A 22,308-nucleotide genomic window follows, 5' to 3' on the forward strand; every position below is an offset into this window, starting at 1 on the left:
TTCCTTACTCCTCGTCGTCCGCGTCGTCTTCGGTGTCGGCGCTCTCCTGGCGCTCCTCACCGAAGTCAGTCAGTTTCGTGGTGCCACCGGCGGCCTCGACTTTCTCGACGGCGCCGTCGGAGAAGTCGTCGGCGATGACGGTGAGCTCGTTGCGAACCTGCCCCGACCCCAGCACCTTCACCAGGTCGGCGTCGTCGGACTCGTCGACGACCTCGCGGGCGTCGATGATGTAGCCGTCGCCGGCGTCCTCTGCGAGCCCGTCGGCCACGAGCAGCGGAGCGTCCTCGTCGAGTTCGCGGACGTCGACCGTCGCGACCTCCTCTTGGACCTTCTGGGGACGCTTGAAGCCGCTCTTGCCGAGCGGTTCGTAGTTGTGGAACTCGTGTTTGTCGCGGCCAGCCGCACCGCGACCACCGCGGTGACCGGCACCGCGTCGGTTCTTGTGCGAGCCGCCACCGTGCGTACGCGAGCCGCGCTGTCGTCGTTTCTTGCTCGTCATTATCGCATCGCCTCCAGGAGCGCGTCGATGCCCTCGGTGTCGTGTCGACCGAGTTCACCGCCCTCCTTCGTTGGGTGTTTGATGCCGTCGTGGCCGCCACGTGGCGGGTGCAGACGGAGTGTCGGGGAGAGACCCTGCTCTTGCAGCGTCGTCTCCTCGGAGACCAGCGCCCACGCCAGTCCCTCGATGTCGTCGAACTCGGTGTTCTCGGCGACCCACTCGTCGTCGACGTCGGCGTCGCCCTCGGCGGGCTCGGCGCGCGTCTCGATGAGCAGCTCGACCGTCTTCTGGCTGGGTTCACCGAAGGCGACGAAGTCGTTGACCTTCGTCACCATCCCGCTGTACGTGTCCGTATCGGGGACGAACGTACAGTGGTTGACGTGGTGGACGTTCAGCATCTTCAGCGTGTCGTGGATGTCCGTATCCATGTTCACGTCGCCGCGGATCTGGACGAGTGCGTGCATCACTCGATCACCTCTCGCTTCTCGAAGGTGCGCTCGGGGACGCGGGCCTCGGCCGTGTTCTGCAGGGCGTTGAACGTCGCCTTCGCGAAGTTGACCGTGGTTCGCGTGTTACCCGACGAGCGGGTCCAGATGTCCTCGATACCGGCGAGTTCGAGCACCTTGCGGACGGTCTCCCCGCCCGCGAGACCCAGACCGCGCGGGGCGGGCTGGAGCTCGACCTCGACGCTCCCGGCCTTGCCCTCGGTGCGCAGCGCGACCGTGTGTGGACGGCCACAGCCACACTCCCAGGACCCGCAGCCGCGGGAGACGTCGATGATGTTCAGTTTGGCCACGTCGATGGCCTTCTGGATGGCACCGCCGACCTGGTCGTCACGCCCTTCTGCGTAGCCGACCAGCCCGTCGCGGTTGCCGACTGCGACGACACAGCGGAACTTCACCCGCCGGCCGGAGTCGGTCATCCGCTGGACCATGTTGATGTCCAGCACTTCGTCTTCCAGATCGGGAACGAGCTGGTCGACGACTTCCGATTCTTTCAGGGGAAGACCCGAGTTCAGCGCCTCCGTCATGGAGTCGATTTCGCCCTCGACAACCTGCTTGCCGAGGCGTGTCCGGGGTTCCCAGCCGTTGTTACCACTCATAGTTCGATGTCACCTTCCAGTAGGGTCTCCCGGACATCGTCGAAATGCTCCGGGAGGTCTGCTGCGTCGAAGTCACCGCTGTACAGCGGTTCGTCCAGCTGCTCGGCGTACTCGGCGATGTGGCTACCGCGCGTGCGCTGCCAGTCGGCGAGCACGTCGTCGTTGTGCGGGACTTCGAGGCCGGCGTCGATTGCGCCTTCCTGTATTGCGAACACTTTGCTTCCGGGGGTCGGTGTGTTGAGGCCGATGTCGAGCACCGCTTCCTCGACGCCCGCGTCCAGCGCGCGGAGCCCGGCGAGCAGGCCGGTGAGGTAGGCCGCGGGCATGTTGCCCGTCGGCGCCTCCCAGCCGTACTCCGCCAGGTCACCGGACTGTGCGGCCGCCAGCGTGCGGTCGCCCTCGGGCCCGAGGGTCACCAGCTGCGCCCTGGTGTGCTTGTTGCTCTTTCGAGCGACGAGACGGGGCTTGCCGGATTTCAGCAGGCGCAACCGCTGATGGTAATCTGTTCGGGCCTCGCGGCGTCGCCGCATCGGCACCTTGTATCGTGGTCCTGTCGCCATTATTCGTCACCGTGGTTTGCGTCGATGTATCGTTCGAGATCGGCGACACTGTCGAACTCGCCACCGCCGGCCTTGTCGTACAGGTCGCGGTAGACGGACTTCGACAGCGTGCCGTCGTCACGCAGTTCGCGCAGCTTCGACCGCTGTGCGCGAATGCGGGACTCCCAGTCTTTCTTCTTGTTCTGTCGGGCACCGGCCTTCCCCTTCCGGGAACCGGCTCCCTTCTGGTGGCCGTAGGCCTGTTTCTCCTTGCGTTCGCGAGCGCGACCGCGGGAGTTGCCCTTCTTGTCTTTGGCCGTGATAGCGCCTTCGTCGACCAGCTCGCGAACGTCCTCGCGAGTGATGGCGTCGGCGATGTCTCCCTGACGCTCGGGGTTGAACCAGACGCGGTTCTTCCCGACGTCGAGGATGTCCGATGCGAGTCGCTTCTGTGCGGAGAGATCCGTCATTCCTCGGTCACCTCGACTTCGACGTAGGTGGGGTTGAGCACGCGGACGCCCGCGTCCTCGGCCTCTTCTTCGATGCGCTCGCGCTTGCGGGCGCCGACCTTCGAGGCGATTCGGACGGCTTCGACGTCGCCGTCGACGCCCTCCAGATCGTCCACGTTGTGGACGCGGACTTCCTCGAAGCCCGAGGGGTGTTTGCCGCGGGCCGCCTTCGGCGTTCGGAAGCCGGCTTCGACGGTGGCACCCTTGCCTTTGATACCGCGGCGCTGTTTCGAGAGTTGGCCGCGCGGGCGCCGCCAGGACGTCGAAACGCGCTTTTTCTTGTGGTGGTCCTGTCGGTTGAACTGCGGGCCGCCGACGCGGTGTCGCTGGGCCAGCAGTCGGGCCGTCTCGTCGTCGAGGTCCGGCGTCTTCTCGGTGAGACCGCGGGGCTGGAGTTCCGTCTCCACGTCCGCCCCTGCCTCGGCCTCCTCCTCGCCTTCCTCTTCGACCTCGGCCTCGGTCTCGGTCTCGACTTCGAGACCGCCGACGTCGGCCTTGATTCGGGCGGCGAGAGCGTTCCCGACGCCGTCGGCCTCGGCCAGTTCGGACTGGTCCGCGGCGCGGACGTCGTCGACCGTCTCGAAGCCCGCCTCGCGAAGCGACTCGGCCTTGGCGTCGCCGACGCCGCTGATGTCGGTCAGTTCCTGGGCCTCGACTGCCTCGTCGTTGGATTCGTCATCTGCCATCAGGCGTCACCTCGGTTCGGTTTCTGGGTGATGTACACCCCGTCCTGGAACACACGCACGTCCTTGTCGTTGATGCGTGTGAGCTGTTCGATGTCCGCGGCGGTCTGACCGACGGCCTCGATGTCGGGGCCGGTGACGGTCAGTTCCTCGCCGTCGACCGACACGTCGGTCGCACCGTGGACGGTGGTCCGACGGGCGGCCTTCTCGCCGAGGAAGTTCTCGATGACGACTTCGTCACCCTCGACGTTGACCTGCATCGGGAAGTGAGAGTAGAAGACTTCCATCTCGTACTCCCATCCCTCGGTCACGCCGTGGAACATGTTCTCGATGTGGCTCTCGAAGGTCCCGATGGTCGACATCGTCTTGGCATCGTCCTCGCTGGACTCGACCGCAACGGCGTCGTCCTCGACTGTGACGTCGATGTCGGGATACCAGAGCCGACGTGTGACGCTCCCCTGGGGACCCTCGACCGTGAGGTCGAGATGGTCCTGGGAGACGGACACGTCCTCCGGAATCTCCAGTTCTACTCGTGGCATTGTTAGTACACGTACGCGATTACTTGGCCACCGACGCCTTCCTCACGAGCCTCGTAGTGGCTCATGATTCCGTGGCTGGTCGTCACGACGAGGGTCCCGTAGTCACGGGCGGGGAGGAACCGCTTCTCCCACTTCTCGAACTCGTCTGCGCCCGCAGAGTAGCGGGGCTTGACCGGGCCACACTCGTTGATGGCACCTTTCAGTTCGACCTCGAACTCACCGGCTTTGCCGTCGTCGACGAAACTGAATCCGTCGATGTACCCGCGGTCGTAGAAGACCTCGAGCACGCTACCGATTTCGTTCGAGGCGGGCGCTACCGTCTGCTCCAGATGCCCGACGCTCTCGGCGTTGTCGAGTGCCGACAGTGCGTTGGCGAATGGGTCGTTTCCTGTCATTGTTAGCTGTACTTCTTGAAGCCCATGCCCCGGGAGATCTCCCGGAAGCACTGGCGACACAGCCAGATGTCGTACTTGCCGACGAGACCCTGCTCGCGCCCGCAGCGCTGGCAGGACTCCAGCTGGCCGGTCCGGTCTGCTGTTTGGGTTTCACTTTCGCTCATTCGCTCACCTCGACGTCGAAGGTCGACTCGATGAAGGCGACGGCGTCGTCGGGGTTGAGTCGATGGTTGGACGGAATCGAGCGGGACGCCTTGTCCCGCTTTGCGACGCGGTAGCCGGGGCGGACGAGGTTGACCGTCACGTCCAGCCCGTAGATTCCGATGGACGGGTCGTACTCCTGGCTCGGGAACTCCGTGTGTTCCTCGACGCCGAAGCTGAAGTTGCCGGTGTCGTCGAACTGCGACGACGAGAGCTCGGCAAGTCCCAGCGCGGTCTCGAGGAACTCGGCGGCGGTCTCGTCACGCAGCGTGACCTTCGCGCCGATTGGGTCGCCCTCGCGGATCTCGAACTCGCCGACAGTCCGCTTGGCTCGCGTCCGAACGGGGCTCTGGCCGGTAATCTCGCCGAGGATGTCCTCGGCGTTGGCCAGGTCCTGGCCACCGTGGCCGATACCCATGTGGACGACGACCTTCTCGATGCTCGGTTCGCGCATCTCGTGGAAGTCGGCCGAGTCGGCGTCGCTACTCATCGTCATCACCCGTGAAGTTCTCGTCGATGACGACGACGTACTCTTCGACCGTCTCGAAGCCGTCGCCGTCCTCTTGCGAGACCAGCACGTTGTTCTGTGCCGAGCCGGGCGTCACCTGAATCTCGTCGATCTGGCCGATTTCGCCGGCGTGTGCGCCGTCGACGGCCGTGACGAGTGCGCCCTCTTCGTACTCGAAGTGGGCGATGACCTCGCTGGTCTCGTTGTCGACGACGACGGAGTCGCCGCCGGAGTAGTCGTCGGCGTCCTCGACGACGAGCGTCTCGCCGTCGTGGAGACCGAGCTGGACGTCGCCACCGGGAACCTGCGTCTTGTTGACGATCTTCCCGAGCTTGGACTCGGCGGCGTCGGGCTCGATAGCCGTCAGCGCCAGCCGACCGCCCTCGCCGGGGAAGACACGGTAGTACTCCTCTCGCTGGGTGAACGCGAGGATGTCGAACATCCCGACGGGGCGTTCCTCGTCGGAGACCGCCTTCCCGTTGATGAGGACGTTGTCCTCGTTGAGCGCGTAGCGCGCTTCCTTCCGGTTGTCGGCGTAGCCCAGCACGTCCCGCAGGACGATGAGCAGGGGGACCCCCGACTCACCGTGCGGGCCGGCGCCGGCCTTGACCGTAAACGTTGCCGTCTTGCGCTCGACGGGCCAGCTGTTTGGCACCGACAGGCGCTTTTGATGCTTGCTCATGCGGAATCATCCTCCGATTCGAGACGCGCTTCCCGGCGGTCGTCCTCGAGGTTCAGGTCCGTGACCCGGACGTTCGAGGTGTCGAGCGGGCGGGGGACCTCTTCACCGTCGGTGGTCTCCAGGGTGACGTCTTCCACGTGGATGACGGCGTCCTGCAGGTCGACAGTGAGGACTTCCCCGTCCTCGCCGGCGTAGTCGCCACGGAGCACCTCGACGGTGTCCCCTGAGTTGACGCGGACGTTGCGCTGGCCGTACTCCTCGCGGAGGTCGGCCGACAGCGTGGCCCGCACCTGCTTGTGTCGCTCGTGCAGCGGGGCGTCTCGTTGACTCGTTCGCTGTTTGTCTGGTTGTGTTGTCATGGTTCTATACGATCATCGTCGCTGCGGAGGCGACACTCCCGAACCGTTCCGCGACTTCCCGCGAGATGGGCCCTTTCAGCTCGGTCCCGCGCGGGTCCTCGTTCTCGTCGACGATGACAGCCGCGTTGTCCTCGAACTTGACGCGGGTGCCGTCGGGACGGCGGATCGGCTTTCGCTGGCGGACGACGACGGCTTCGAGCACCTGACGACGCATTTCGGGCGTCCCCTTGGTGACCGAGACCGTGATCTTGTCGCCCAGCCCCGCCTTCGGATGGCGGTTCTTCGTCCCCGAGTAGCCGTGGACGGAGATGACTTTCAGCTGGCGTGCGCCCGTGTTGTCGGCACACGTTATCAGCGAGCCCTTCTCCAGGCCCTGGGTGACGTCAGCGTTGAGCGCCTCCATTATTGCTCACCGTCCTCGATCGCCACGACGACGTGGCTCTTGGTCTTCGAGAGCGGTCGACACTCTGCTATCGTGACCGTGTCACCGACCGCGAGGTCGAGACAGTCCGGTGCGTGAGCCGGAACGCGGCTCCGCCGCTTCATAAAGCGGTCGTATTTCGGCACCTTCACGTCGTACTCGCGTTCGACGACGACGGTCTTCTCCATGTCAGTGGAAGCGACCGTTCCGTCCAGTGTCTGACCGCGCACGGAGAGCTCTCCGTGGAACGGGCAGTTAGGGTCGGAACAGGTCGTCTCCGGTTCCTGTACGTTCAGTCCTAGCGCCATTTGGAATCACCTGCGTTCGCTGTGCGTCGAGCGGGACGGGCGACGAGTCGCTCGCCGTCGACGCGGACCCGCTGTCCGCCGTCGAGGGTGAACGCGAACGTCGCGTCCGCCTTCGGCACGTGCCACACCCGAGTGTCTCGCTCGACGGACAGCAGCTGGGTCGTCTCCATGACGACCGAGCCGCTGATACCGATCGCGTCCGGGTTGGACGCAGCGACGACCTCGACGTCGAGGCCGACGAGTTCGTGTCGTGTGAGCGTCTCGGGTGTCAGTGGCATTATTCGTCCTCCGACTGGAGGTCGCCTTCTTCGCCCTGAATCGTCTTGATTCGGGCGATGGCCTTCTTCAGTTCCTTGATGCGGCCCGGGTTCTCCGGGGCGCCACCCGCGGCCTGCACGGCCCGGGCGTTGAGCAGTTCCGTCTTGAGCTCGTCGAGTTCCCCCTCTCGCTCGGCGGGGGTCATGTCGCGGATCTCCTGGACGTGGAGGACGGCCATTATTCGTCAGCCTCCTCGTCGTCCTCGGTGTCCGCGTCGTCCATCTCGTCCATGAGCTCCTCGGCTTCCGCTTCGACGTCCTCGTCGAGCTCTTCGTCGACGGCGTCTTCGAGTTCGTCGACGTCGACGTCCTCGACATCGTCGTCGGTCGGGACGTCGACCTCCTCCTCGATGACCTCTTCGTCGGGAGCGGTCTCGTCGGCGTCGGCGGCTTCGACAGCCGCCTCGTCGGCCTCGTCGGCCTCCTCCGGCTCGCCTTCGAGGAGTTCCTCGACGCTCTCGCCGTCCGTGTCGGCGACGTAGTCCTCGACCTCGACGTCGTCGTAGATCTCGAAGTCGTCGGGGAGTTCCGCGTTCGGCGGGATAATCTTCACGCGCACGCCGATGGTCCCGAGCTTCATCACGGCGACGCCGACACCGCTGTCGACGATGTCCTCGGCGGGCTCACCGTTGTGCTTGATGTAGCCGCGGTTGAACTTCTCGACGCGCGAGCGAGCACCGGTGACCTTCCCGGAGAGGACGATTTCGGCGCCCTTCGCGCCGGCCTCCATGATTCGGTCGATGGTGGTGTGACCGGCCTTCCGGAAGTACCAGCCGCGTTCGAGGGCGTTGCCCAGACGGTCCGCGACGATGCGGGCGTTGAGGTCCGGCTCCTCGACTTCCTGGACGTCGATCTGTGGGTCGTCGAGGTTGAACCGCTCCTCGAGTTCCGTCGTGATCTTGCGGATGTTCTTCCCGCCCTTGCCGATGACCATCCCGGGCTTCTCGGCTTTCAGGACGATCTGGGTCCCCATCGGCGTCTTGGCGACATCCATGCCGCCGTAGCCGGCGCGACCGAGTTCGTCCGCGAAGAACTCGTCGATCTGGGTCCGCTGGAGTCCGTCCTCGATGAACTGCTGTTCGTCGGCCATTAGCTGTCGACCTCCTCGAGGACGAGTTCGACGTCGACCAGCGTGGAGTTCCAGGCGGATGCCCGGCCCATCGCACGCGGTTTGCGACCCTGCGACTCGCCGACCTTGTGGGCGGCGACGTGCATGATCTCCATGGCTTCACCGTCGAAGCCCTGGTGGTCGGCGTTCCCGATTGCGTTCTCCAGCAGGTCGATGAAGGCCTCGCTGGCCTTCTGCGGGTAGCGCCCCGCGTCCCAGCCGTCGACCTTCGATTTGTGGCCGACGCCGGAGTTGTGCTGTTTGAACGCGACCGGCTGGTCGCCCTCGATGACCGCTTCGAGGAACTCGACGGCCTCGCCGGCCGTCTTGCCCTTGATCTCGCGGGCGATGGCCTTGCTGTGCTTGTTGCTCATCTGCCGCTCTCGGAGCATCGCTTTCGCGGTGGTGTCCGGGTCGGCGTCGACTGAGTAGCTGATTCCCATGATTACTTGAGCGGTACGAATTTCGAGGAGCGTGTCGCCCCGATACCGGCCTGACCGTGTTCGACCGAGTTGCGGGTGAGCTGGAACTCACCGAGGTAGTGGCCGAGCATCTCGGGCTCGACTCGCACGCGCTCGAACGACTGGCCGTTGTGGACGGCGAAGGTCAGGTCGACCATCACCGGCAGCACCGGCATGTCGCGCAGGTGCGTGCGGATGGGGTCGTTGGCCGTCGCCTCCTCCTCGGCGCCACGGGCCTTTTCGAGGAGCTTCTGCTTTTCCTCGGTCAGACCGCGCTGGATACTTCGCCGCTGGCGTGCGGGGAGCAGTTCCGCGACTTCCTCGAGCTCCATGTCCTGCAGCTCGTCGAGCGTGTGGCCTCGGAAGGAGAACTCCCCTTCGTGGCCGATTTGATACTCTGAACTCATTCGTTACCACCTCGACCGGTCCGCTTCGAGGCGATGTCCCCGACTTTGCGGCCCGGTGGGGCGTTGCGGGAGATGGACTTTGGCTTGCCGGGGTGCTGTCGGCCACCGCCACCGAAGGGGTGGTCGACGGCGTTCATCGCGACACCACGGACGCGTGGGTACTTCGTCCCGCGGGCTTTCATCTTGTGATGCTTCTTGCCGGCCTTGACGAACGGCTTGTCCGTTCGGCCGCCACCGGCGACGACGCCGATGGTCGCGCGACACTGCGGGTCCAGTCGCTTCATCTCCCCGGAGGGGAGTTTGACGACTGCCACGTTGCGGTCGTGGGTCAGCAGCGTCGCGTTGACGCCCGACGAGCGGGCAAAGCGCCCACCGTCGCCGGGGCTGGACTCGACGTTACACACCGGCACACCCTCGGGAATCTCCGCGAGTGGGAGCGTGTTCCCGGGGGCGATTTCGGCGCTGACGCCGACCTGCAGTTCGTCGCCCACGCCCACGCCTTCCGGCGCGAGCACGAGGCGGTGGTCGTCGTCCTCGAACTCGACGGCGGCGATGGGTGCCGAGCGGGCCGGGTCGTGTTCGATGTCGACCACGGTGCCGGAGATGACGTCGCCGTCTTCGACTTTTCGGTGCTCCAGGTCTGCTTTGTAGCGGTGGGAGGGCGCCCGGAACGTGGACGTCCCGCGACCGCGTCGTTGTCCCTGAATTCGTCGTCCCATCGTTAGAACACCCCGATTCTGGAGGCGACTTCCTGGGCGTCGTCGTCCTCGGAGAGGCGAACGACGGCCTTCTTTTCGCCGTCCATCGTGTTCTGCGTGTTCACGTTGATGACGGTCACGTCGTACTGGGTCTCGACGGCCTCCGCGACCTCGGGCTTCCCAGCGTTGTCGTCGACGACGAACTGGAGCTTGTTCTGGAAGTCCATGTCGTTCATCGCCTTCTCGGTGACGTGTGGGTACTTGATGACGTCCCAGCTCATTTGTTCTCACCTCTGGTGAGACCAATGAGGTTGTTGCGCGCGAAGCGTGCAACAGAACTCATCGGGAACCGACCTCCTCGATGGCGGACTCGGTGAAGACAGTGAGTCGACCGGGCGCGGCGCCGGGCGCGAGGTCTTCCGTGTTGACCTCCCGGGCCGTGGCCACGTCGACGCCCGCGAGGTTGCGGGCGGCCTTCGAGGGCTCGTCGCTGGTCACGAACAGGATCGACGATGGGCGGCGGTACTTCCGGCCGCGCATCGAACCCTTGCCAGCTTTGATCTTCGTGTCGTCGGCGCGCTCGATGTCGGCGTCGACGTCGAGCGCTTCGAGCAGTCCGAGCACCTCCTGCGTCTTGACCAGGTCCTCGAAGTCGTCGGAGACGACGACGGGGACCTCGTCGCGGTCGAACTCGTGGCCGCGCTCGGCGACGAGTTCGGCGTCCGTCGTGGCGGCGAGTGCCGACCGGACGGCCAGCTGGCGCTCCTTGTCGTTGATGTCGACGGAGCGGTCTTTCTCGGCTTTCGGCGGGTGGGCCGCGCGGCCCTTGACCGCCTGTGGGACGCGGCGGGCACGACCGTCCTGCTGTGGGACGTGTGCCTGACCGCGACCGCTACCGAACGACTCTGCGGGCGTTCGGAGGCCGGCGTACTCGTCGGCCCCGTAGTCCTGCTTTCGGTTTGCCTGGGCGGCGTGTACGGCCTTGGCGATGAGGTCCGAGCGCACCGGTGTCTCGAAGACATCGGGGAGCTCGACCTCGCCGTCGGCCTCGCCGTCCAGATTGTAGATAGTTGCCTGCATGGATTATCCCTGATTCGATTCCGTGGAGACGAAGCGCACCTCGGGGTCGAGGCGCGGCTGGTCGTTGGGCCGTACTGCGGGCCGGAACCGGACCAGACGCTTGTCCGGACCGGGCACCGAGCCCTTCACGAGCGTGTACGGACCGTCGACCTCGCCGTAGTTGACGAAGCCGCCGTCGACGGAGGCGTCGTCGCCCTCGCCGATGTCGATGAGGCGCTTGTTCAGTTCGGTGCGCTGGTGGTAGCCGGTCTGCCCCTGCTGGGGGACCGTCGAGCGCACGCGAGATGGGTTCCACGGGCCGAGGTTACCGATTCGGCGCCGCCAGCCCTGACGGGCGTGTTTCCCCTTCCGCTTCTGGACGCCCCAGCGCTTGACGGGACCCTGTGTCCCCTTGCCCTTGGTGACGCCCGCGATGTCGGTGTACTCACCGGCGCGGAAGACGTCGTTCATCGAGTGCTCGCCACCGTCGTCGACGAGTTCGAGGGCGTGACTGAGGCGGTCCTCGAGGGACCCACCGCCGACGCGAGTCTCCATCACGTCGGGCTTTTTCTTCGGGACGCTCGGGACGGCGTCAGGGACGGTGTGCGTAATCAGTCGCACGTCCCCGAGAGTGCCGGCTTCGAGAGCGTCTCGTACCTGTTCCTCAGCAGCGTCCGGGTCGTGGTCCTCCGGCAGGTTCAGGGTCCGGTCGAGATCCGAATGGAACTCGTCGGTCCAAACCTCCGTCAGCGGACGCTGACCGTACGGCGTGTCTTCGTACGCACGCAGGGCGACGGCGCGCATCGGCGGCGTCTCGACGACTGTCACCGGGACAGTCTCCTCCATCCCTTCGCGGGGGGAGTTAGGTTCGTCGTTGACGAGCACGACGTGTGTCATGCCCGCCTTGTAGCCGGCGAACCCCTGGACGCCCGGCTGTCCGTCGTCGGACGGCCAGCTGTTGAAGCGAGGCGTCTCGCTCGTCGAGCGCTTGCGCGGGCCGAAGCCCAGCGAGCCTTTGCGTGGTCTGCTTGGTTGTGGCATTCGTTTACTCCGTGAGGGTTAGACAGGCGAGAGAGGCGAACAGTGCTTCTTCCGTTCGCACGACCTCGCTGCCCTGGTTCGGAACCGTATTCAGCCAGAGGTCGAACCCTGTGGATTCGTCATCTGCTTGGTCTCTGCCGACGGAGCCCGGGTCCACGTCGAGTATCGACGGTAACCCACGCTCGGGTGCCCCGAAGGCGACTGTCATGCCGCCCTCGCGGTCCCGCCGTTCGGCCAGACGGCCGAGCCGACGAGTCGTTGCCAGCTCACCGTATCGCGACGATGCGATGGTGAGTCCGGCGTCGTCACGCGAGAGTGCCGTATCGAGGTCCGCGGAAACGACGTCGAACCCCGGCGTGGGGTGGTCGACGAGTTTCGCCCGGACCGGCCGTCGCGAAGAGACCCTGACGGTCACGCGCTCCCCGGCTCCCACGTCCATATCCGCTGGAACGGGGAGGGAGATCGGGTGTTGCATGCCGCAATTGACCCGGACGCGCCCATCAGCTCCGACCTCGGTCACGATTCCCTGTCTTAACGACCCCGAACCCTCGGATCCGGAGCCGGTCTGTGAACGCACGCGGAGCGGCGGCAGGACGCCGACGTACTCTAGTTCGTCCCGCTTGCCCCACATCTCCTTTCGGAGGTGCGGCGGCGTCGCGGCGTACCGCAGCACGGTTTCGACGAACCCGTCTTCCCATTTCCCCTGACCATCGGGGTCGGGGAACACCGTCAGCCGATCGACCCGGAACACGGTGGCCGCGCGGGCCACGTATCCCAGTTTGCGAGTCGCCTCGCGTCTGTCCTCGGCTTCCCGTGTGAGGGAGTCGGGCACGAGTACGCTGGTCGTCATGCCGTGACGCTTCCACGTCACGCCACTAGACTGTAGCGATACATCTCCGGTCCTACGGTAAAAAGACCCCGCTTCGCGCACGCGTTGGCATGCGTTCACACGCACCCTCGACGCCCGTGGCGTGCGAACGGCCCGCACGCCGATTGCCGCTTCCGAAAGCTGTCGGTGTGGGCCCAGTGTGCATACCAGTTGGCACCAGGATACCCACGCTGCCCCCCAATTTTCCCCGCGAAACGCAAGGCTTTTTACTATCACCCTCGCCACATTGGAATGCAGAGAGGCGACGTGCGAGACGATGCGCGCTGGTAGTGTAGTTGGTATCACGTGACCTTGCCATGGTCACAACCTGGGTTCAAATCCCAGCCAGCGCATTTCTCGTCATCCAAAGTTTCAAGCGGCGCGTTTCATCGCGCTGCGTACTGGATGTTGTGAAATCGTTCTGGATTTGAGCCCTGCCAGACGCAGCGCCCGCAGCGAGTGAGGACGACCGTCTGGCTCCGGTTCAAATCCCAGCCAGCGCATTTCTGCCGAAGCAAACCGACGAGCGTAGTGAGTCGCGTTTCGAGGCGAAATCGCACTTGGATTTGAAGGAGAGAAGTCGCAGCCCGCACAGCGAACGAAGTGAGCGAGCAGGACCGTCTTCGCGCGGTTCAAATCCCAGTCGGCGCATAGCCTGTAGACGTGGGGCCGCGTCGCTCACTGGGTCAGTCTCCCGGTCGCATCCCTCCGAGCGTCTCGACCTGCTCGTCTATCTCGGCCTCTAACCGCTCGATTTCGGTCTCCAGGCGTTCGATTTCGGTAGAGAGACGGTCGATTTCGGGGCTGTGTCGGAGCTCCGTCGACGCCTGTTCCCGGACCCTGACGCTCTTTTCGACGCGCTTCTGACTCAGTGTTCGGTAGGCGGCGTCGTACTCGGCCAGCGAGAAGAGCCGGTCGACGGTGTCTCGCAACTGCTCGATGGTCAGGGGCCTGACGAGATAGTCGTCGACGCCCAGCCGGCTGATATCGAACGGCGGCGCCACGCCGGTCACCATGGCCACGTAGCAGTCGTGGTGTCTATTCTTGAGTTCGCTGACGAGCGTGTCGACAGTCACCGCCGGGAGCGGTCGGTCGAGGACGACGACGTCGGTGTCGTCAGTGATAGTCTCGACCGCGTCCGCCCCGCTCGCGGCCGTCGAGACGGCGCAGAACTCCGAGAGCACCCGGTGGTACGCCTGCCGGAGCTCGGCGTTGTCCTCGACGACGAGGACGCAATCTCTCCCACCACCCATTTGATATATCGATTTGTCGCCTGATAATAAATGTTCGTGATATGGATATTATCCCGACGAACTGTCTACGTTCATACCGATACGGCCCGAACTGTGAGTATGTCTATCGCAATCGGTCACTTCGTGGTGGGCGCGGCGCTGACCACGGCGGCCGTCACGCTGTTCGTTCCGGACGTCAGCTATCCGCGGACCATCGTGCTCGCGGGCGGTGGGTGGGCGATGGTCCCCGACTTCCATCAGGTGAGTCCGGTGGCCCGCGAGGCGCTGTTCGAGTTCCACCAGTCGTCGCCGTGGGCCGACCTGTTCTGGTTCCATCGGACGCTGGACACGCTGGACGCGACGGACTCGAACGCGATCGCGGCGGTGTTGCTTTCCGGGTTCATCCTGACCACCGCGGTCGCCGAGCGGCGGAGCTACCGGACGCCGACGGCCGTCGCCGAGAGCTACGAGACGTATCTCGACATCGAGACCGACGAGTGAGCGGACCGGTGTAGCGATTTGCCGGTAGAGGCTGACCGCGGGGTCGGCGCTATCCGGGGATGATCTACAACGTCCCCTGCGAGTCACCACGCTTAGGACCGCGCCGGCCCCAGTTGTCGGTATGACCTGCATCGGATTCCTGTCCGTCGCACCGGTCGTCGAGGAGAGCATGGCCCCGTACGTCGCCGACGCGGTGGCGGCGCTCGACGAGTTCGACGTGGCGTACGAGACGACGCCGATGGGCACAGTGATAGAAGCCGACGACAGCGAGGAACTGTTCGCGGCCGCCCACGCGGCCCACGAGGCCGTCGGCGCCCGATCGGACCGCGTCGAGACGTTCCTGAAAATCGACGACAAGCGCGGGGTCGACCAGCGGGCCAGCGAGAAGGTCGACGCCGTCGAGCGGGAGCTGGGGCGTGACGCGAAAAGCGACGCCGAAGGCGGAGACTAAAAGGCCGGCTGGCGAAGGCGGGGTATGAACACGCTCAATCGGATGGCCACGGAGCTGGTCGACGAGGCCATCGACTTCGCCGACGAACTGACGATAGACGTCCACGCGCTGTCGGGCGACGCCGCCGTCCTCGACTTCGGCGTCGAGGTGCCCGGCGCCGTCGAGGCCGGACTGGTGCTCGCGGAGCTCCAGACCGCCGGGCTGGCGACGGTCCAGACCACGATGGACAGCGTGGCCGACGTGCCCCTGACCCACGTCGAGCTCTCGACTGATCATCCCGCGCTGGCACTGCTCTGCTCCCAGAAGGGCGGCTGGGAGCTGGCGACCGAGAGCTTCGAGGGGCTGGGCAGCGGCCCGGCCCGGGCGCTGGTCGCCGAAGAAGACATCTTCGGACGCATCGGCTACCAGGAAGACGAGCAGTTCGCGGTGCTGGCCGTCGAGACCGACCAGCTCCCGGACGAAGCCGTCGCCGCGCAGGTCGCCGAGCGCACCGGGGTCCCCGAGACGGGCGTGTTCCTGCCGGTGTTCGCGACGGCGAGTGTCACCGGGAGCGTCGTCGCCGCGGCGCGAGCCGCAGAGATCGCCGTCTTCAGGCTGGCCGAACTTGGCTTCGACCCGGCCGAAGTGCTCTCGGCGAACGGGCGCGCACCGGTCGCACCGGTCGCCGCCGACGAGGAGACGGCGATGGCCCGGACAACGGACGCGCTGGCCTACGGCGCCGAGGTACACCTCACCGTCGACGAGTCGTTCGACCGCTTCGACGAGGTGCCCTCCGTCGCCGGCACGGAGTACGGCCGGCCACTGGTCGACGTCTTCGAGGACGCCGACTGGGACTTCGCCGAGCTACCCGTCGAGCTGTTCGGCCCGGCGAAGGTGACCATCGACGTGGTCGGCGGCGACACCCACGTCGTCGGCGAGACCCACGAGGACGTGCTGGCCGAGAGCTTCGGACTCTGAGACGGGGGCGAGACTCGCGATGACGCGCTACAAGGTGGCCCCGCCGGCCCGCTCGGTCGAGTTCCTCGAAACGGCGCGGGCCGCGATACCGCTCGTTCCGGACAGCGAGGCCGACTGCTGTGGGGCCATCCGGCGAGCGACCGGCGTGGCCGACCGCGAGACGGCCCGTGAGTATCTGACCTTCCTGCGGGCGCTCGGGCTGGTCGCCGAGAGCGACCGCGGCTATCACCGGACCCGGGAGGACCTCGACCGGGACTCGGTCGCGGCGGCGTACCGCGAGCGCGTGTTCCTCGTCGCCGAACTGCTCGATGCCGTCGCGGTCCGGCCCCGGAGCGCCGAGTCGGCGTTCGAGGCGGTGCGCGACGAGATTCCGAACTGGGAGCGCCAGCGCGACCCCGACTGGGAACGCCACTGGCTGGAGCGGGTCGACCGCCTGCTCGCGTGGGCGGTGCTGTTCGACTGTCTGGCGGTCGAAAACGACCGTTTCGCGCCCGCTCAGTAGCCGATACCGACGGGGTCGCGGCCGTAGCTACCTGTCACGGCCGCGTCGTCGACGAGTAACTCCGTACGAACGGACGATGTGGCGACAGAAGCGAGGTACCGAACAGCTCAGTCGGTCCGGACCTCCGTGACCGTCCCCACGCCCTTCGAGCGGCCCTCGCGGAACACGAACTTCTGGCCCTCCTCGACGAGATACGACCGGAACTTGAACGCGACGGTCGTCGTGCCCGCGTCGCCGGGCAGGAGCTGGCCGTCGTCCGGGTAGAACCGAGCGGCCTCGCTGATTGTCTCCAGGTGGACGACCGGCTCGTAGCCGTCGCCGATACGCGTCGGGTGGTTCAACACCATCACCTCGGCCTCGAACTCCCGGACCGGCTCCGGCTCGGCGTCGCGCGGGAGCAGGACCATCCCCCGCTCGATGTCGGCCTCTCGCACCCCTTTGAGCGCGATACCGACGATGCGGCCCGCCTTGGCCTCGTCCACGCGGTGGTAGTGCATCTCGATGGAGCGGACCTCCACCTCCCGGAACTGCCCGTCCTGCATCGGGCCCAACAGCAGGTCGTCGCCGGCCTCGACTTCGCCCGATTTCACCGTCCCGGACGCGACCGCGCCGACGCCCTGGACGTTGTACGTCCGGTCGATGTACATCCGGAACTCGCCGACCTCGCCGCCGGTCTTGGGCAGGCGCTCGAACATCTCGTCGAGCGTATCGAGCCCCCGCTGTGTCACGGCACTGGTCGTCACGACGGGCACCACGGTCTCGGAAATCTCCTCGATGGCCGCCTCGACGCCGTGGCGTTCGACCCGCAGCGGCGTCTTGTCGACCTCACGCAGCGCCCGCTCGACCTCGCGTTCGACCTCGCTGACGCGGTCGTCCGTGACGAGGTCCGTCTTCGTCAGCGCGACGATGGTCGGCAGTTCGGTCGCGAGCAGGATACCCAGATGCTCGCGGGTCGTCTCGGTGACGCCGTCGTCGGCGGCCACGGTCAGCAGGCCGTAGTCCAGTTTCTGCCCCACTAGCCCCCGAATCGTGGTCCGCAGCCACGGCTCGTGCCCGACGGTGTCGACGAAGCTCACGAGTCGGTCCGACTCCTCGACGATGCGGGCACGGTCGGTCTTGCGGTGGGGATTGTCCATCCGGACGGGCCCGTCCTCGTCGAAGCCGTAGACGCCGTAGGAGAGGTCCGCCGAGAGCCCCCGCTCGACTTCGTGGGGCTGGACGTCGAGGAACCCCCGGGTGCCGCCCTCGCCGTCGTCGGGCTCGCCCGTGACCAGCGACCCCACGAGCGTGGACTTGCCGTGGTCGACGTGGCCCGCTGTGCCGACGACGATGTGGTCGTCGTCCTCCAGCACCGTCCCCTCGCGGACGGTGGCGACGCCGACGATTCCCTTGTTTTCCCCGTCAGCGTCGCTCCCGACGCCGTCGACACCCCACGTCTGTACCTCCTCGATGTGAGCGCCCGCCTCCTCTGCGAGCAAGCTGAGTACGTCCATCGACTCGGAGAACTCGTCGGTGGAGATACCCGCGAGGCCGCCCTCGTCGGTCACGCCGACCACGTAGGTCGCCTCGCCCTCCCCGGAGAGGACGCGGTGTCGCAACTGTGCGGCCAGTGACTCCAAGCGCCCCTCAGAGAGGTGCAGCTCCTCGGTGAGCCGTTCTTTGAACTCGACGCTCCCACCCTCCTCCTCGCCGCGGTCCAGCGCGCGCTGGAGGACGGCCCGGTCAGGGCTCATGGGATTCCGTAACGGAGGGTCAGATAAAAGCTTTCCCCGGGTATGGGGTCGCTTAACGCTGTTGAGTGCGATGAGTGTCTCTGTCTCTCACAGTAGGGTCTGCCGAGAATTTATCCGCCAAGCCGAGACCAGCACGACCCATGTAGGACCGTCGCCGACGGGAGCCAGCGGGCGCGCGATGTCACTCCCGTCGCCTCGGCCGGACATCGCCAGTTCGCCCCTATCGGTACGGTTCGACCGCTTCCAGAAAGCCGTCGGCGTAGGGGGCCGTCGTCACGCGGTCGGCCCGTGACTTCGCCGTCTCGTCGGCGTTGGCCACCGCCACCGACTCCCCGGCCACCTCGAACACCTCCGCGTCGTTCTCGGAGTCGCCGACCGCGAGGAACGACTCCGGCTCGCGGTCGAGTTCTGCACAGACCGCGTGCAGGCCCGTCCCCTTGTCGATGCGTGCGTCGGTGACGTGGTAGGCGAACCCGGTGTCCAGAAATTCGAGTCCGTGCTCCTCGGCCAACCGCTGAAGCGGTTCCTCGGGCTGGGACAGGTTCACCACCACCTCGGTCTCGCGCCAGCGGTTCGCCAGGTCGACCTCGCCAAAGCCCATCTCGTAGCCCAGCTCCCGGTACGCCTCGGCGACCGCGAGACACGCCGCCTTGTCGCCCTCTATCTGGAGCGTGTCCGTGGCTTCGACGAACACCACGCCGCCGTTCTCCGCGATGACGGTGTAGTCGATACCCAGGAACTCACACAGCGCGATGGGGTACGGCATGGCTTTCCCCGTCGCGATGACGACCTGCTCGGGCCACTCGGAGAGCACCGGGAACACGCGCGGGTCGACGGCCCGGGATTCGTCGGTGAGCGTCCCGTCGATATCTACCACCAGCGGCGGCGTCTCGGTCATACAGGGAGTGACATCGGCACGGATTTGACGGTTGCGGCCCGCCGTCAGTCGTCGCTCAGCCTCTCGTAGGCGGCTTTCACCCGCTTGAACTCCCGTTCGCTTCCGCTGTCCGTGTCCGGGTGCGTCTCCTTGACCCGCTCGCGGTAGGCCTGTTTCACCGCGCTCTCGTCGGCGCTGGGGTCCAGCCCGAGGCGGTCGTAGGCCTCCGCTGGACTGGGGCCCGTGGACTGCTGGACGCGGCGTCGCTGCTTGGTACCTTGCCGGGCCCGCTGACGACGGGTGCGCTCCTGACGGACTCGCTCTGCGGTGCGACGCGCCCGACCGTCGCGCGGTGGCTCCCACTCCTCCCGTGGCCCCGCGCCGAAGCCGCCGCGGCCATCGGTCGCGGCCCGCTGCTCGACGCGCGCGTAGACGCTCGCCGCCATCTTCCCGCTCACATGGTAGTACATCAGATACGTCGAGGCGCCGAACATCAGCGCCAGGAAGAGCACGGACGGACTGGCTAGCAGCCCCACGACGGTCAGCACCGCTGTGAGGCCGGCGAAGACGACCGCGACACCTGTGATGAGCCGGTCGTACTGCACGAGCCAGCTTTCGGTCCAGAGAACCGTAAGCGTCTCGGGTACTCAGCAAGTGAGCGTCAGGCGCGCTCGACAGTCACCCGGCCGTTATCGACTGCGAGGTCACATCCGGCGTCGTCGAGCCAGTCGGCGGCGGCGCCGTCGCTGTGGAGCATCACCTCCACGAGGTCGCCCGGCTCGTCGATATCGGTCGCCAGCCGACGGGAGTCGACCTCGGCGACGGTCGCGCCGGTCTCGCGGGCGATGCGTCGGTGGTCCCGGATCGACGCACCGTGGTAGTCGACACGGAAGCCCGGATGGCGACAGACGAACGCGTTGGTCCCGCCGCCCAGCCCGGGCGCCAGTACGACATCGGCGTCCGGTTCGAAGAGCCCCTCGACGGTCGGCGGCGTGAGCAGCGGGAGGTCGGCCATCACGACCGCCAGCTCGCCGTCAGTCTCCGCGAGCAGGCCGTTGACGAGCGGGTCGAGTCCGCGGTCGTCGACGGTCACCGGCGCGTCACAGGCCACGGGCGCCGTCGCGACCACTTCGGGACTGTGGCCGGCCGCGCCGACTGCGGCCAGCACGTCCGCGAGCATGGCTTCGGTGAACTCGCGGCGCTCGTCGGGCGTGAAAACGGAAGAGAGCCGCGTTTTCGGGTCAGACCCCGAGACGGGGACGACGAGTCGCATTACAGCTTGCTGTAGTTGTCCTCTTGGGACTGGCTGTAGAGGTAGTAGCCGCCGCCACCGAGCAGGAGGAGCAGGACGACGGCGCCACCGGCAATCAGCAGCGTCTGCGTGGTCTGCTGGCTCTGCTGGGCCTGTTGGGCCGTGTTCTGGGCCTGGTTCCCGAGGTCGATGGCGTTCTCGAAGTTGCCGTTCTCGTAGGCGGAGATAGCGTTGCCTCGCAGGTTCTCGGCCTCGCTGTTCCCGCCGGCTTCCTCGATGGCCGTCCCGGCGGCGTCGATCGCGTTCCGGGCTTCGCTGCTCTGGTTCGTGTAGTGATGCGCCGAGTCGCTACGGAACTCGTTTTCGTTGCTCCCGGTCACGCGAGCGAACTCCGCGACCGTGTAGTTCTCCCGGGGCTCGTACGTGTAGTTCTCGACTGCCGGGACGGTCCCTTCGAGCGTGATACGTACCTCGTCACCGTTCTGCCCCCCGTCGCGGTCCATAGGGTGGCTGAAAGACTGCTCGCCGTACGTCTCTTGGTCGACGCCGTCGCCTTGGTCGAGCACCTCGACAGTCCAGCTCACGTTCTCCAGTGCGGTCTCACCCTGAAGCGTGTACTCGTTTGGCGGCCCGTCGTAGGGGTCGTCGATGACGTACGTGACCGATACCTCGCTACCGACGGCCGTTTCGTTGGGGACAGCACCGTCTGTGGAGACGCTGAAGGCACCCGCTGTGCCCGCAACGGCCAGCAGTCCCGCGACACAAAGCAGTGCTGCTGTCGCCCTAGAATAACGGATCGAGTTCATCTTCATCGTCTTCAACCAAGTTCTCTAAGTTATCTTCGCTTTGCTGGCGGATGTCGTCGATGTTGTCCTGTGCCTCGATGGCGACCTGCTGGAGCTCCTTGATTCGGGGGACGTTGTGGACGCCGGCCAGCAAGATAGAGGCGGCGACCTTGGGGGCGTTGGTCGGGTAGTCCCCGCCGCGGACCTCCATGGAGCCGGTCTGCTCTTCGAGCCACTTGCGGCCGCGCTCGATACCCTTCCGGTTCAGGTGTTTCGGCGGCCCGGCCATCACGAGCAGGGCGCGTTCGGTGCCCTCGATCTCGCAGGGCAGCGTCAGCCGACCGAGTGCGGCCTTCCGGACCAGCGAAGTGATGCGGTTCGTCGTGTTGGCCGTATCGATGCCGTCGTCGCCGCCGTCGTCCCCCTTGAACCGCGAGAGCAGCCCGCCGCCGCCGGAGCTGACCTCCACGTCCTCGGAGGCGTAGCCGACGGTGGAGACGCCGCCGCCGTCGAGCGTGTTGATGATCTCCGAGGAGTCGACGACGCTCTCGGCGATGTTGTCGCCGGCCTCGACTTCGCCGGCACCGAAGAGGACGCCGAACCGACGGACGATCTCCTCGTTGATGTGGTCGTAGCCGCCCTCGACGGACTCGCCGGTCTGTCGCCAGGCGTCGTTGTCGAACACCATGAGGTTGTCCACCTCACGGACGAACGTCTGGAACGAGCGCGCGGCGTTGAGCGTGTAGATGCCACCCTCGTCGCTGCCCGGCAGGACACCGAGCCCGTAGACGGGTTCCGTGTAGATGCGTTTGAGATGTTTCGCGACGACAGGGGAGCCGCCCGAGCCGGTCCCGCCCCCGAGCCCGGCCACCACGAGGAACGCGTCGACCTCGTGGACGGGGATGTTGTCGATAGCGCCCTGGACCTCGTCGATGTCCTCCTCGGCGATTTCGGCGCCGAGTTCGTTGTCCGCGCCCACGCCGTGTCCCTTGACGCGAGCCTGGCCGATGAGTACCCGATTCTCCTCCGGAATGTGTTCTAGCCCCAGCAGGTCAGCTTTGGCCGTGTTGACCGCCACGGCCGAGCGAACAATCCCCGAGCCCGTCTGCTCGTCGTATTCGAGGAATTTGTCCACGATTTTGCCACCGGCCTGCCCGAAGCCGATCATCGCGAGTTTCATTGATATGGTGCTCCAGTTAAAAGGGCTAAGTAGGAATATGCGTATAAGTTTTTTGCCCAAATCTCATCAATGAAAGCCCGACGGAGAAAGTAAAGTACGCTGACGTTCTCGGCTCGCGAAAATCGGGCAGTGGC

At 66.0% G+C, this 22,308-nt stretch carries 35 protein-coding genes and 1 tRNA gene; 5 read left to right on the top strand and 31 right to left on the bottom strand.

Features of this window, described 5'->3' with window-relative positions; all coding sequences use genetic code 11:
* Positions 1-4 precede the first annotated feature (4 nt).
* From NDI56_RS09175 to NDI56_RS09290, 24 genes are read right to left on the bottom strand one after another with little or no spacing between them, the layout of a single operon-like run.
* Positions 5-499, bottom strand: coding sequence for an uL15m family ribosomal protein (locus NDI56_RS09175; RefSeq protein ID WP_310919166.1), 495 nt, complete (start codon positions 497-499; stop codon positions 5-7).
* A complete protein-coding gene (gene rpmD / locus NDI56_RS09180) occupies positions 499-963 on the bottom strand; it encodes a 50S ribosomal protein L30 (protein ID WP_310919167.1) in 465 nt (154 codons plus the stop codon). Before rpmD ends, NDI56_RS09175 begins: the two co-directional genes overlap by 1 nt.
* The gene (locus NDI56_RS09185; RefSeq protein ID WP_310919168.1) at positions 963-1,601 is read right to left on the bottom strand and encodes a 30S ribosomal protein S5; all 639 of its coding nucleotides are present in this window, start codon (positions 1,599-1,601) and stop codon (positions 963-965) included. The genes rpmD and NDI56_RS09185 overlap by 1 nt, the downstream gene beginning before the upstream one ends.
* Positions 1,598-2,161 carry a 50S ribosomal protein L18 gene (locus NDI56_RS09190; protein WP_310919169.1) on the bottom strand — a complete coding sequence of 188 codons (564 nt, stop codon included), beginning with the start codon at positions 2,159-2,161 and terminating at the stop codon, positions 1,598-1,600. The genes NDI56_RS09185 and NDI56_RS09190 overlap by 4 nt, the downstream gene beginning before the upstream one ends.
* On the bottom strand, positions 2,161-2,610 hold the full coding sequence (locus tag NDI56_RS09195; RefSeq protein ID WP_310919170.1) for a 50S ribosomal protein L19e: 450 nt from the start codon (positions 2,608-2,610) through the stop codon (positions 2,161-2,163). The genes NDI56_RS09190 and NDI56_RS09195 overlap by 1 nt, the downstream gene beginning before the upstream one ends.
* Positions 2,607-3,335 (bottom strand): 50S ribosomal protein L32e, encoded by a 729-nt coding sequence (locus NDI56_RS09200; RefSeq protein ID WP_310919171.1) that lies wholly within the window; start codon positions 3,333-3,335, stop codon positions 2,607-2,609. Before NDI56_RS09200 ends, NDI56_RS09195 begins: the two co-directional genes overlap by 4 nt.
* Entirely contained in the window at positions 3,335-3,871 is a 537-nt protein-coding gene (locus NDI56_RS09205; RefSeq protein WP_310919172.1) for a 50S ribosomal protein L6, read from the bottom strand. Before NDI56_RS09205 ends, NDI56_RS09200 begins: the two co-directional genes overlap by 1 nt.
* 2 nt (positions 3,872-3,873) lie before the next feature.
* On the bottom strand, positions 3,874-4,266 hold the full coding sequence (locus NDI56_RS09210; protein WP_310919173.1) for a 30S ribosomal protein S8: 393 nt from the start codon (positions 4,264-4,266) through the stop codon (positions 3,874-3,876).
* A gap of 2 nt (positions 4,267-4,268) precedes the next feature.
* Positions 4,269-4,430: a 30S ribosomal protein S14 gene (locus tag NDI56_RS09215; RefSeq protein WP_310919174.1), complete on the bottom strand. Its 162-nt coding sequence runs from the start codon at positions 4,428-4,430 to the stop codon at positions 4,269-4,271.
* Positions 4,427-4,957: a 50S ribosomal protein L5 gene (locus tag NDI56_RS09220; protein ID WP_310919175.1), complete on the bottom strand. Its 531-nt coding sequence runs from the start codon at positions 4,955-4,957 to the stop codon at positions 4,427-4,429. Before NDI56_RS09220 ends, NDI56_RS09215 begins: the two co-directional genes overlap by 4 nt.
* Positions 4,950-5,657, bottom strand: coding sequence for a 30S ribosomal protein S4e (locus NDI56_RS09225; RefSeq protein ID WP_310919176.1), 708 nt, complete (start codon positions 5,655-5,657; stop codon positions 4,950-4,952). Before NDI56_RS09225 ends, NDI56_RS09220 begins: the two co-directional genes overlap by 8 nt.
* Entirely contained in the window at positions 5,654-6,016 is a 363-nt protein-coding gene (gene rplX / locus NDI56_RS09230) for a 50S ribosomal protein L24 (protein WP_310919177.1), read from the bottom strand. The genes NDI56_RS09225 and rplX overlap by 4 nt, the downstream gene beginning before the upstream one ends.
* A gap of 4 nt (positions 6,017-6,020) precedes the next feature.
* Positions 6,021-6,419, bottom strand: a complete 399-nt coding sequence (locus NDI56_RS09235; RefSeq protein WP_262180531.1) for a 50S ribosomal protein L14 — start codon at positions 6,417-6,419, stop codon at positions 6,021-6,023.
* On the bottom strand, positions 6,419-6,745 hold the full coding sequence (locus tag NDI56_RS09240; RefSeq protein ID WP_310919178.1) for a 30S ribosomal protein S17: 327 nt from the start codon (positions 6,743-6,745) through the stop codon (positions 6,419-6,421). Before NDI56_RS09240 ends, NDI56_RS09235 begins: the two co-directional genes overlap by 1 nt.
* Entirely contained in the window at positions 6,736-7,023 is a 288-nt protein-coding gene (locus tag NDI56_RS09245; RefSeq protein ID WP_310919179.1) for a ribonuclease P protein component 1, read from the bottom strand. Before NDI56_RS09245 ends, NDI56_RS09240 begins: the two co-directional genes overlap by 10 nt.
* Positions 7,023-7,241 (bottom strand): 50S ribosomal protein L29, encoded by a 219-nt coding sequence (gene rpmC, locus NDI56_RS09250; RefSeq protein WP_310919180.1) that lies wholly within the window; start codon positions 7,239-7,241, stop codon positions 7,023-7,025. The genes NDI56_RS09245 and rpmC overlap by 1 nt, the downstream gene beginning before the upstream one ends.
* A complete protein-coding gene (locus NDI56_RS09255; RefSeq protein ID WP_310919182.1) occupies positions 7,241-8,152 on the bottom strand; it encodes a 30S ribosomal protein S3 in 912 nt (303 codons plus the stop codon). Before NDI56_RS09255 ends, rpmC begins: the two co-directional genes overlap by 1 nt.
* Positions 8,152-8,613, bottom strand: coding sequence for a 50S ribosomal protein L22 (locus NDI56_RS09260; RefSeq protein ID WP_310919183.1), 462 nt, complete (start codon positions 8,611-8,613; stop codon positions 8,152-8,154). The genes NDI56_RS09255 and NDI56_RS09260 overlap by 1 nt, the downstream gene beginning before the upstream one ends.
* A gap of 2 nt (positions 8,614-8,615) precedes the next feature.
* Entirely contained in the window at positions 8,616-9,038 is a 423-nt protein-coding gene (locus tag NDI56_RS09265) for a 30S ribosomal protein S19 (protein ID WP_310919184.1), read from the bottom strand.
* Positions 9,035-9,757: a 50S ribosomal protein L2 gene (locus NDI56_RS09270; protein ID WP_310919185.1), complete on the bottom strand. Its 723-nt coding sequence runs from the start codon at positions 9,755-9,757 to the stop codon at positions 9,035-9,037. The genes NDI56_RS09265 and NDI56_RS09270 overlap by 4 nt, the downstream gene beginning before the upstream one ends.
* A gap of 2 nt (positions 9,758-9,759) precedes the next feature.
* The gene (locus tag NDI56_RS09275; RefSeq protein WP_310919186.1) at positions 9,760-10,017 is read right to left on the bottom strand and encodes a 50S ribosomal protein L23; all 258 of its coding nucleotides are present in this window, start codon (positions 10,015-10,017) and stop codon (positions 9,760-9,762) included.
* Between the two features lie 58 nt (positions 10,018-10,075).
* Positions 10,076-10,816, bottom strand: coding sequence for a 50S ribosomal protein L4 (gene rpl4p, locus NDI56_RS09280; protein ID WP_310919187.1), 741 nt, complete (start codon positions 10,814-10,816; stop codon positions 10,076-10,078).
* A 3-nt stretch (positions 10,817-10,819) separates the two neighbouring features.
* Positions 10,820-11,836 (bottom strand): 50S ribosomal protein L3, encoded by a 1,017-nt coding sequence (gene rpl3p, locus NDI56_RS09285; protein ID WP_310919188.1) that lies wholly within the window; start codon positions 11,834-11,836, stop codon positions 10,820-10,822.
* Positions 11,837-11,840: 4 nt separating this feature from the next.
* Positions 11,841-12,686 carry an RNA methyltransferase gene (locus NDI56_RS09290; protein ID WP_310919189.1) on the bottom strand — a complete coding sequence of 282 codons (846 nt, stop codon included), beginning with the start codon at positions 12,684-12,686 and terminating at the stop codon, positions 11,841-11,843.
* A gap of 299 nt (positions 12,687-12,985) precedes the next feature.
* On the opposite strand from NDI56_RS09290, the gene NDI56_RS09295 reads away from it, so the two are divergent.
* Positions 12,986-13,057, top strand: a tRNA-Gly gene (locus NDI56_RS09295).
* A gap of 333 nt (positions 13,058-13,390) precedes the next feature.
* Here the strand turns inward: NDI56_RS09295 and NDI56_RS09300 are convergent.
* On the bottom strand, positions 13,391-13,957 hold the full coding sequence (locus tag NDI56_RS09300; protein WP_310919191.1) for a response regulator: 567 nt from the start codon (positions 13,955-13,957) through the stop codon (positions 13,391-13,393).
* A 99-nt stretch (positions 13,958-14,056) separates the two neighbouring features.
* Here NDI56_RS09300 and NDI56_RS09305 point away from each other — a divergent pair, with 99 nt between their 5' ends.
* The 4 genes from NDI56_RS09305 (at position 14,057) to NDI56_RS09320 (ending at position 16,347) form a co-directional block, all read left to right on the top strand.
* Positions 14,057-14,437 carry a hypothetical protein gene (locus NDI56_RS09305; protein WP_310919193.1) on the top strand — a complete coding sequence of 127 codons (381 nt, stop codon included), beginning with the start codon at positions 14,057-14,059 and terminating at the stop codon, positions 14,435-14,437.
* 121 nt (positions 14,438-14,558) lie between these two features.
* The gene (locus tag NDI56_RS09310) at positions 14,559-14,888 is read left to right on the top strand and encodes an MTH1187 family thiamine-binding protein (protein WP_310919194.1); all 330 of its coding nucleotides are present in this window, start codon (positions 14,559-14,561) and stop codon (positions 14,886-14,888) included.
* 24 nt (positions 14,889-14,912) lie between these two features.
* Positions 14,913-15,845: a methenyltetrahydromethanopterin cyclohydrolase gene (gene mch / locus NDI56_RS09315; RefSeq protein WP_310919195.1), complete on the top strand. Its 933-nt coding sequence runs from the start codon at positions 14,913-14,915 to the stop codon at positions 15,843-15,845.
* A 19-nt stretch (positions 15,846-15,864) separates the two neighbouring features.
* Positions 15,865-16,347 (top strand): double winged helix-containing putative transcriptional regulator, encoded by a 483-nt coding sequence (locus NDI56_RS09320; protein WP_310919196.1) that lies wholly within the window; start codon positions 15,865-15,867, stop codon positions 16,345-16,347.
* A gap of 107 nt (positions 16,348-16,454) precedes the next feature.
* Here the strand turns inward: NDI56_RS09320 and NDI56_RS09325 are convergent, their stop codons facing one another.
* The 6 genes from NDI56_RS09325 to NDI56_RS09350 form a co-directional block, all read right to left on the bottom strand.
* Positions 16,455-18,080, bottom strand: a complete 1,626-nt coding sequence (locus tag NDI56_RS09325) for a GTPBP1 family GTP-binding protein (RefSeq protein ID WP_310919197.1) — start codon at positions 18,078-18,080, stop codon at positions 16,455-16,457.
* A 220-nt stretch (positions 18,081-18,300) separates the two neighbouring features.
* A complete protein-coding gene (locus NDI56_RS09330) occupies positions 18,301-18,978 on the bottom strand; it encodes a phosphoglycolate phosphatase (RefSeq protein WP_310919198.1) in 678 nt (225 codons plus the stop codon).
* Positions 18,979-19,022: 44 nt separating this feature from the next.
* Entirely contained in the window at positions 19,023-19,562 is a 540-nt protein-coding gene (locus tag NDI56_RS09335) for a J domain-containing protein (RefSeq protein ID WP_310919199.1), read from the bottom strand.
* A 56-nt stretch (positions 19,563-19,618) separates the two neighbouring features.
* The gene (gene cofC / locus NDI56_RS09340) at positions 19,619-20,230 is read right to left on the bottom strand and encodes a 2-phospho-L-lactate guanylyltransferase (protein ID WP_310919200.1); all 612 of its coding nucleotides are present in this window, start codon (positions 20,228-20,230) and stop codon (positions 19,619-19,621) included.
* Positions 20,230-21,015 carry a hypothetical protein gene (locus NDI56_RS09345; RefSeq protein ID WP_310919202.1) on the bottom strand — a complete coding sequence of 262 codons (786 nt, stop codon included), beginning with the start codon at positions 21,013-21,015 and terminating at the stop codon, positions 20,230-20,232. Before NDI56_RS09345 ends, cofC begins: the two co-directional genes overlap by 1 nt.
* Positions 20,993-22,174, bottom strand: a complete 1,182-nt coding sequence (locus NDI56_RS09350) for a tubulin/FtsZ family protein (protein ID WP_310919203.1) — start codon at positions 22,172-22,174, stop codon at positions 20,993-20,995. The genes NDI56_RS09345 and NDI56_RS09350 overlap by 23 nt, the downstream gene beginning before the upstream one ends.
* Positions 22,175-22,308: the final 134 nt, after the last annotated feature.

The organism is Halomicroarcula saliterrae (assembly GCF_031624395.1).
In the GTDB taxonomy this organism is placed as follows: domain Archaea; phylum Halobacteriota; class Halobacteria; order Halobacteriales; family Haloarculaceae; genus Haloarcula; species Haloarcula saliterrae.

Coding starts and splice junctions, on each gene's coding strand:
- NDI56_RS09175 (WP_310919166.1), bottom strand. CDS start 499: ATGACGAGCAAGAAACGACGACAGCGCGGCTCGCGTACGCACGGTGGC.
- rpmD (WP_310919167.1), bottom strand. CDS start 963: ATGCACGCACTCGTCCAGATCCGCGGCGACGTGAACATGGATACGGAC.
- NDI56_RS09185 (WP_310919168.1), bottom strand. CDS start 1,601: ATGAGTGGTAACAACGGCTGGGAACCCCGGACACGCCTCGGCAAGCAG.
- NDI56_RS09190 (WP_310919169.1), bottom strand. CDS start 2,161: ATGGCGACAGGACCACGATACAAGGTGCCGATGCGGCGACGCCGCGAG.
- NDI56_RS09195 (WP_310919170.1), bottom strand. CDS start 2,610: ATGACGGATCTCTCCGCACAGAAGCGACTCGCATCGGACATCCTCGAC.
- NDI56_RS09200 (WP_310919171.1), bottom strand. CDS start 3,335: ATGGCAGATGACGAATCCAACGACGAGGCAGTCGAGGCCCAGGAACTG.
- NDI56_RS09205 (WP_310919172.1), bottom strand. CDS start 3,871: ATGCCACGAGTAGAACTGGAGATTCCGGAGGACGTGTCCGTCTCCCAG.
- NDI56_RS09210 (WP_310919173.1), bottom strand. CDS start 4,266: ATGACAGGAAACGACCCATTCGCCAACGCACTGTCGGCACTCGACAAC.
- NDI56_RS09215 (WP_310919174.1), bottom strand. CDS start 4,430: ATGAGCGAAAGTGAAACCCAAACAGCAGACCGGACCGGCCAGCTGGAG.
- NDI56_RS09220 (WP_310919175.1), bottom strand. CDS start 4,957: ATGAGTAGCGACGCCGACTCGGCCGACTTCCACGAGATGCGCGAACCG.
- NDI56_RS09225 (WP_310919176.1), bottom strand. CDS start 5,657: ATGAGCAAGCATCAAAAGCGCCTGTCGGTGCCAAACAGCTGGCCCGTC.
- rplX (WP_310919177.1), bottom strand. CDS start 6,016: ATGACAACACAACCAGACAAACAGCGAACGAGTCAACGAGACGCCCCG.
- NDI56_RS09235 (WP_262180531.1), bottom strand. CDS start 6,419: ATGGAGGCGCTCAACGCTGACGTCACCCAGGGCCTGGAGAAGGGCTCG.
- NDI56_RS09240 (WP_310919178.1), bottom strand. CDS start 6,745: ATGGCGCTAGGACTGAACGTACAGGAACCGGAGACGACCTGTTCCGAC.
- NDI56_RS09245 (WP_310919179.1), bottom strand. CDS start 7,023: ATGCCACTGACACCCGAGACGCTCACACGACACGAACTCGTCGGCCTC.
- rpmC (WP_310919180.1), bottom strand. CDS start 7,241: ATGGCCGTCCTCCACGTCCAGGAGATCCGCGACATGACCCCCGCCGAG.
- NDI56_RS09255 (WP_310919182.1), bottom strand. CDS start 8,152: ATGGCCGACGAACAGCAGTTCATCGAGGACGGACTCCAGCGGACCCAG.
- NDI56_RS09260 (WP_310919183.1), bottom strand. CDS start 8,613: ATGGGAATCAGCTACTCAGTCGACGCCGACCCGGACACCACCGCGAAA.
- NDI56_RS09265 (WP_310919184.1), bottom strand. CDS start 9,038: ATGAGTTCAGAGTATCAAATCGGCCACGAAGGGGAGTTCTCCTTCCGA.
- NDI56_RS09270 (WP_310919185.1), bottom strand. CDS start 9,757: ATGGGACGACGAATTCAGGGACAACGACGCGGTCGCGGGACGTCCACG.
- NDI56_RS09275 (WP_310919186.1), bottom strand. CDS start 10,017: ATGAGCTGGGACGTCATCAAGTACCCACACGTCACCGAGAAGGCGATG.
- rpl4p (WP_310919187.1), bottom strand. CDS start 10,816: ATGCAGGCAACTATCTACAATCTGGACGGCGAGGCCGACGGCGAGGTC.
- rpl3p (WP_310919188.1), bottom strand. CDS start 11,836: ATGCCACAACCAAGCAGACCACGCAAAGGCTCGCTGGGCTTCGGCCCG.
- NDI56_RS09290 (WP_310919189.1), bottom strand. CDS start 12,686: ATGACGACCAGCGTACTCGTGCCCGACTCCCTCACACGGGAAGCCGAG.
- NDI56_RS09300 (WP_310919191.1), bottom strand. CDS start 13,957: ATGGGTGGTGGGAGAGATTGCGTCCTCGTCGTCGAGGACAACGCCGAG.
- NDI56_RS09305 (WP_310919193.1), top strand. CDS start 14,057: ATGTCTATCGCAATCGGTCACTTCGTGGTGGGCGCGGCGCTGACCACG.
- NDI56_RS09310 (WP_310919194.1), top strand. CDS start 14,559: ATGACCTGCATCGGATTCCTGTCCGTCGCACCGGTCGTCGAGGAGAGC.
- mch (WP_310919195.1), top strand. CDS start 14,913: ATGAACACGCTCAATCGGATGGCCACGGAGCTGGTCGACGAGGCCATC.
- NDI56_RS09320 (WP_310919196.1), top strand. CDS start 15,865: ATGACGCGCTACAAGGTGGCCCCGCCGGCCCGCTCGGTCGAGTTCCTC.
- NDI56_RS09325 (WP_310919197.1), bottom strand. CDS start 18,080: ATGAGCCCTGACCGGGCCGTCCTCCAGCGCGCGCTGGACCGCGGCGAG.
- NDI56_RS09330 (WP_310919198.1), bottom strand. CDS start 18,978: ATGACCGAGACGCCGCCGCTGGTGGTAGATATCGACGGGACGCTCACC.
- cofC (WP_310919200.1), bottom strand. CDS start 20,230: ATGCGACTCGTCGTCCCCGTCTCGGGGTCTGACCCGAAAACGCGGCTC.
- NDI56_RS09345 (WP_310919202.1), bottom strand. CDS start 21,015: ATGAACTCGATCCGTTATTCTAGGGCGACAGCAGCACTGCTTTGTGTC.
- NDI56_RS09350 (WP_310919203.1), bottom strand. CDS start 22,174: ATGAAACTCGCGATGATCGGCTTCGGGCAGGCCGGTGGCAAAATCGTG.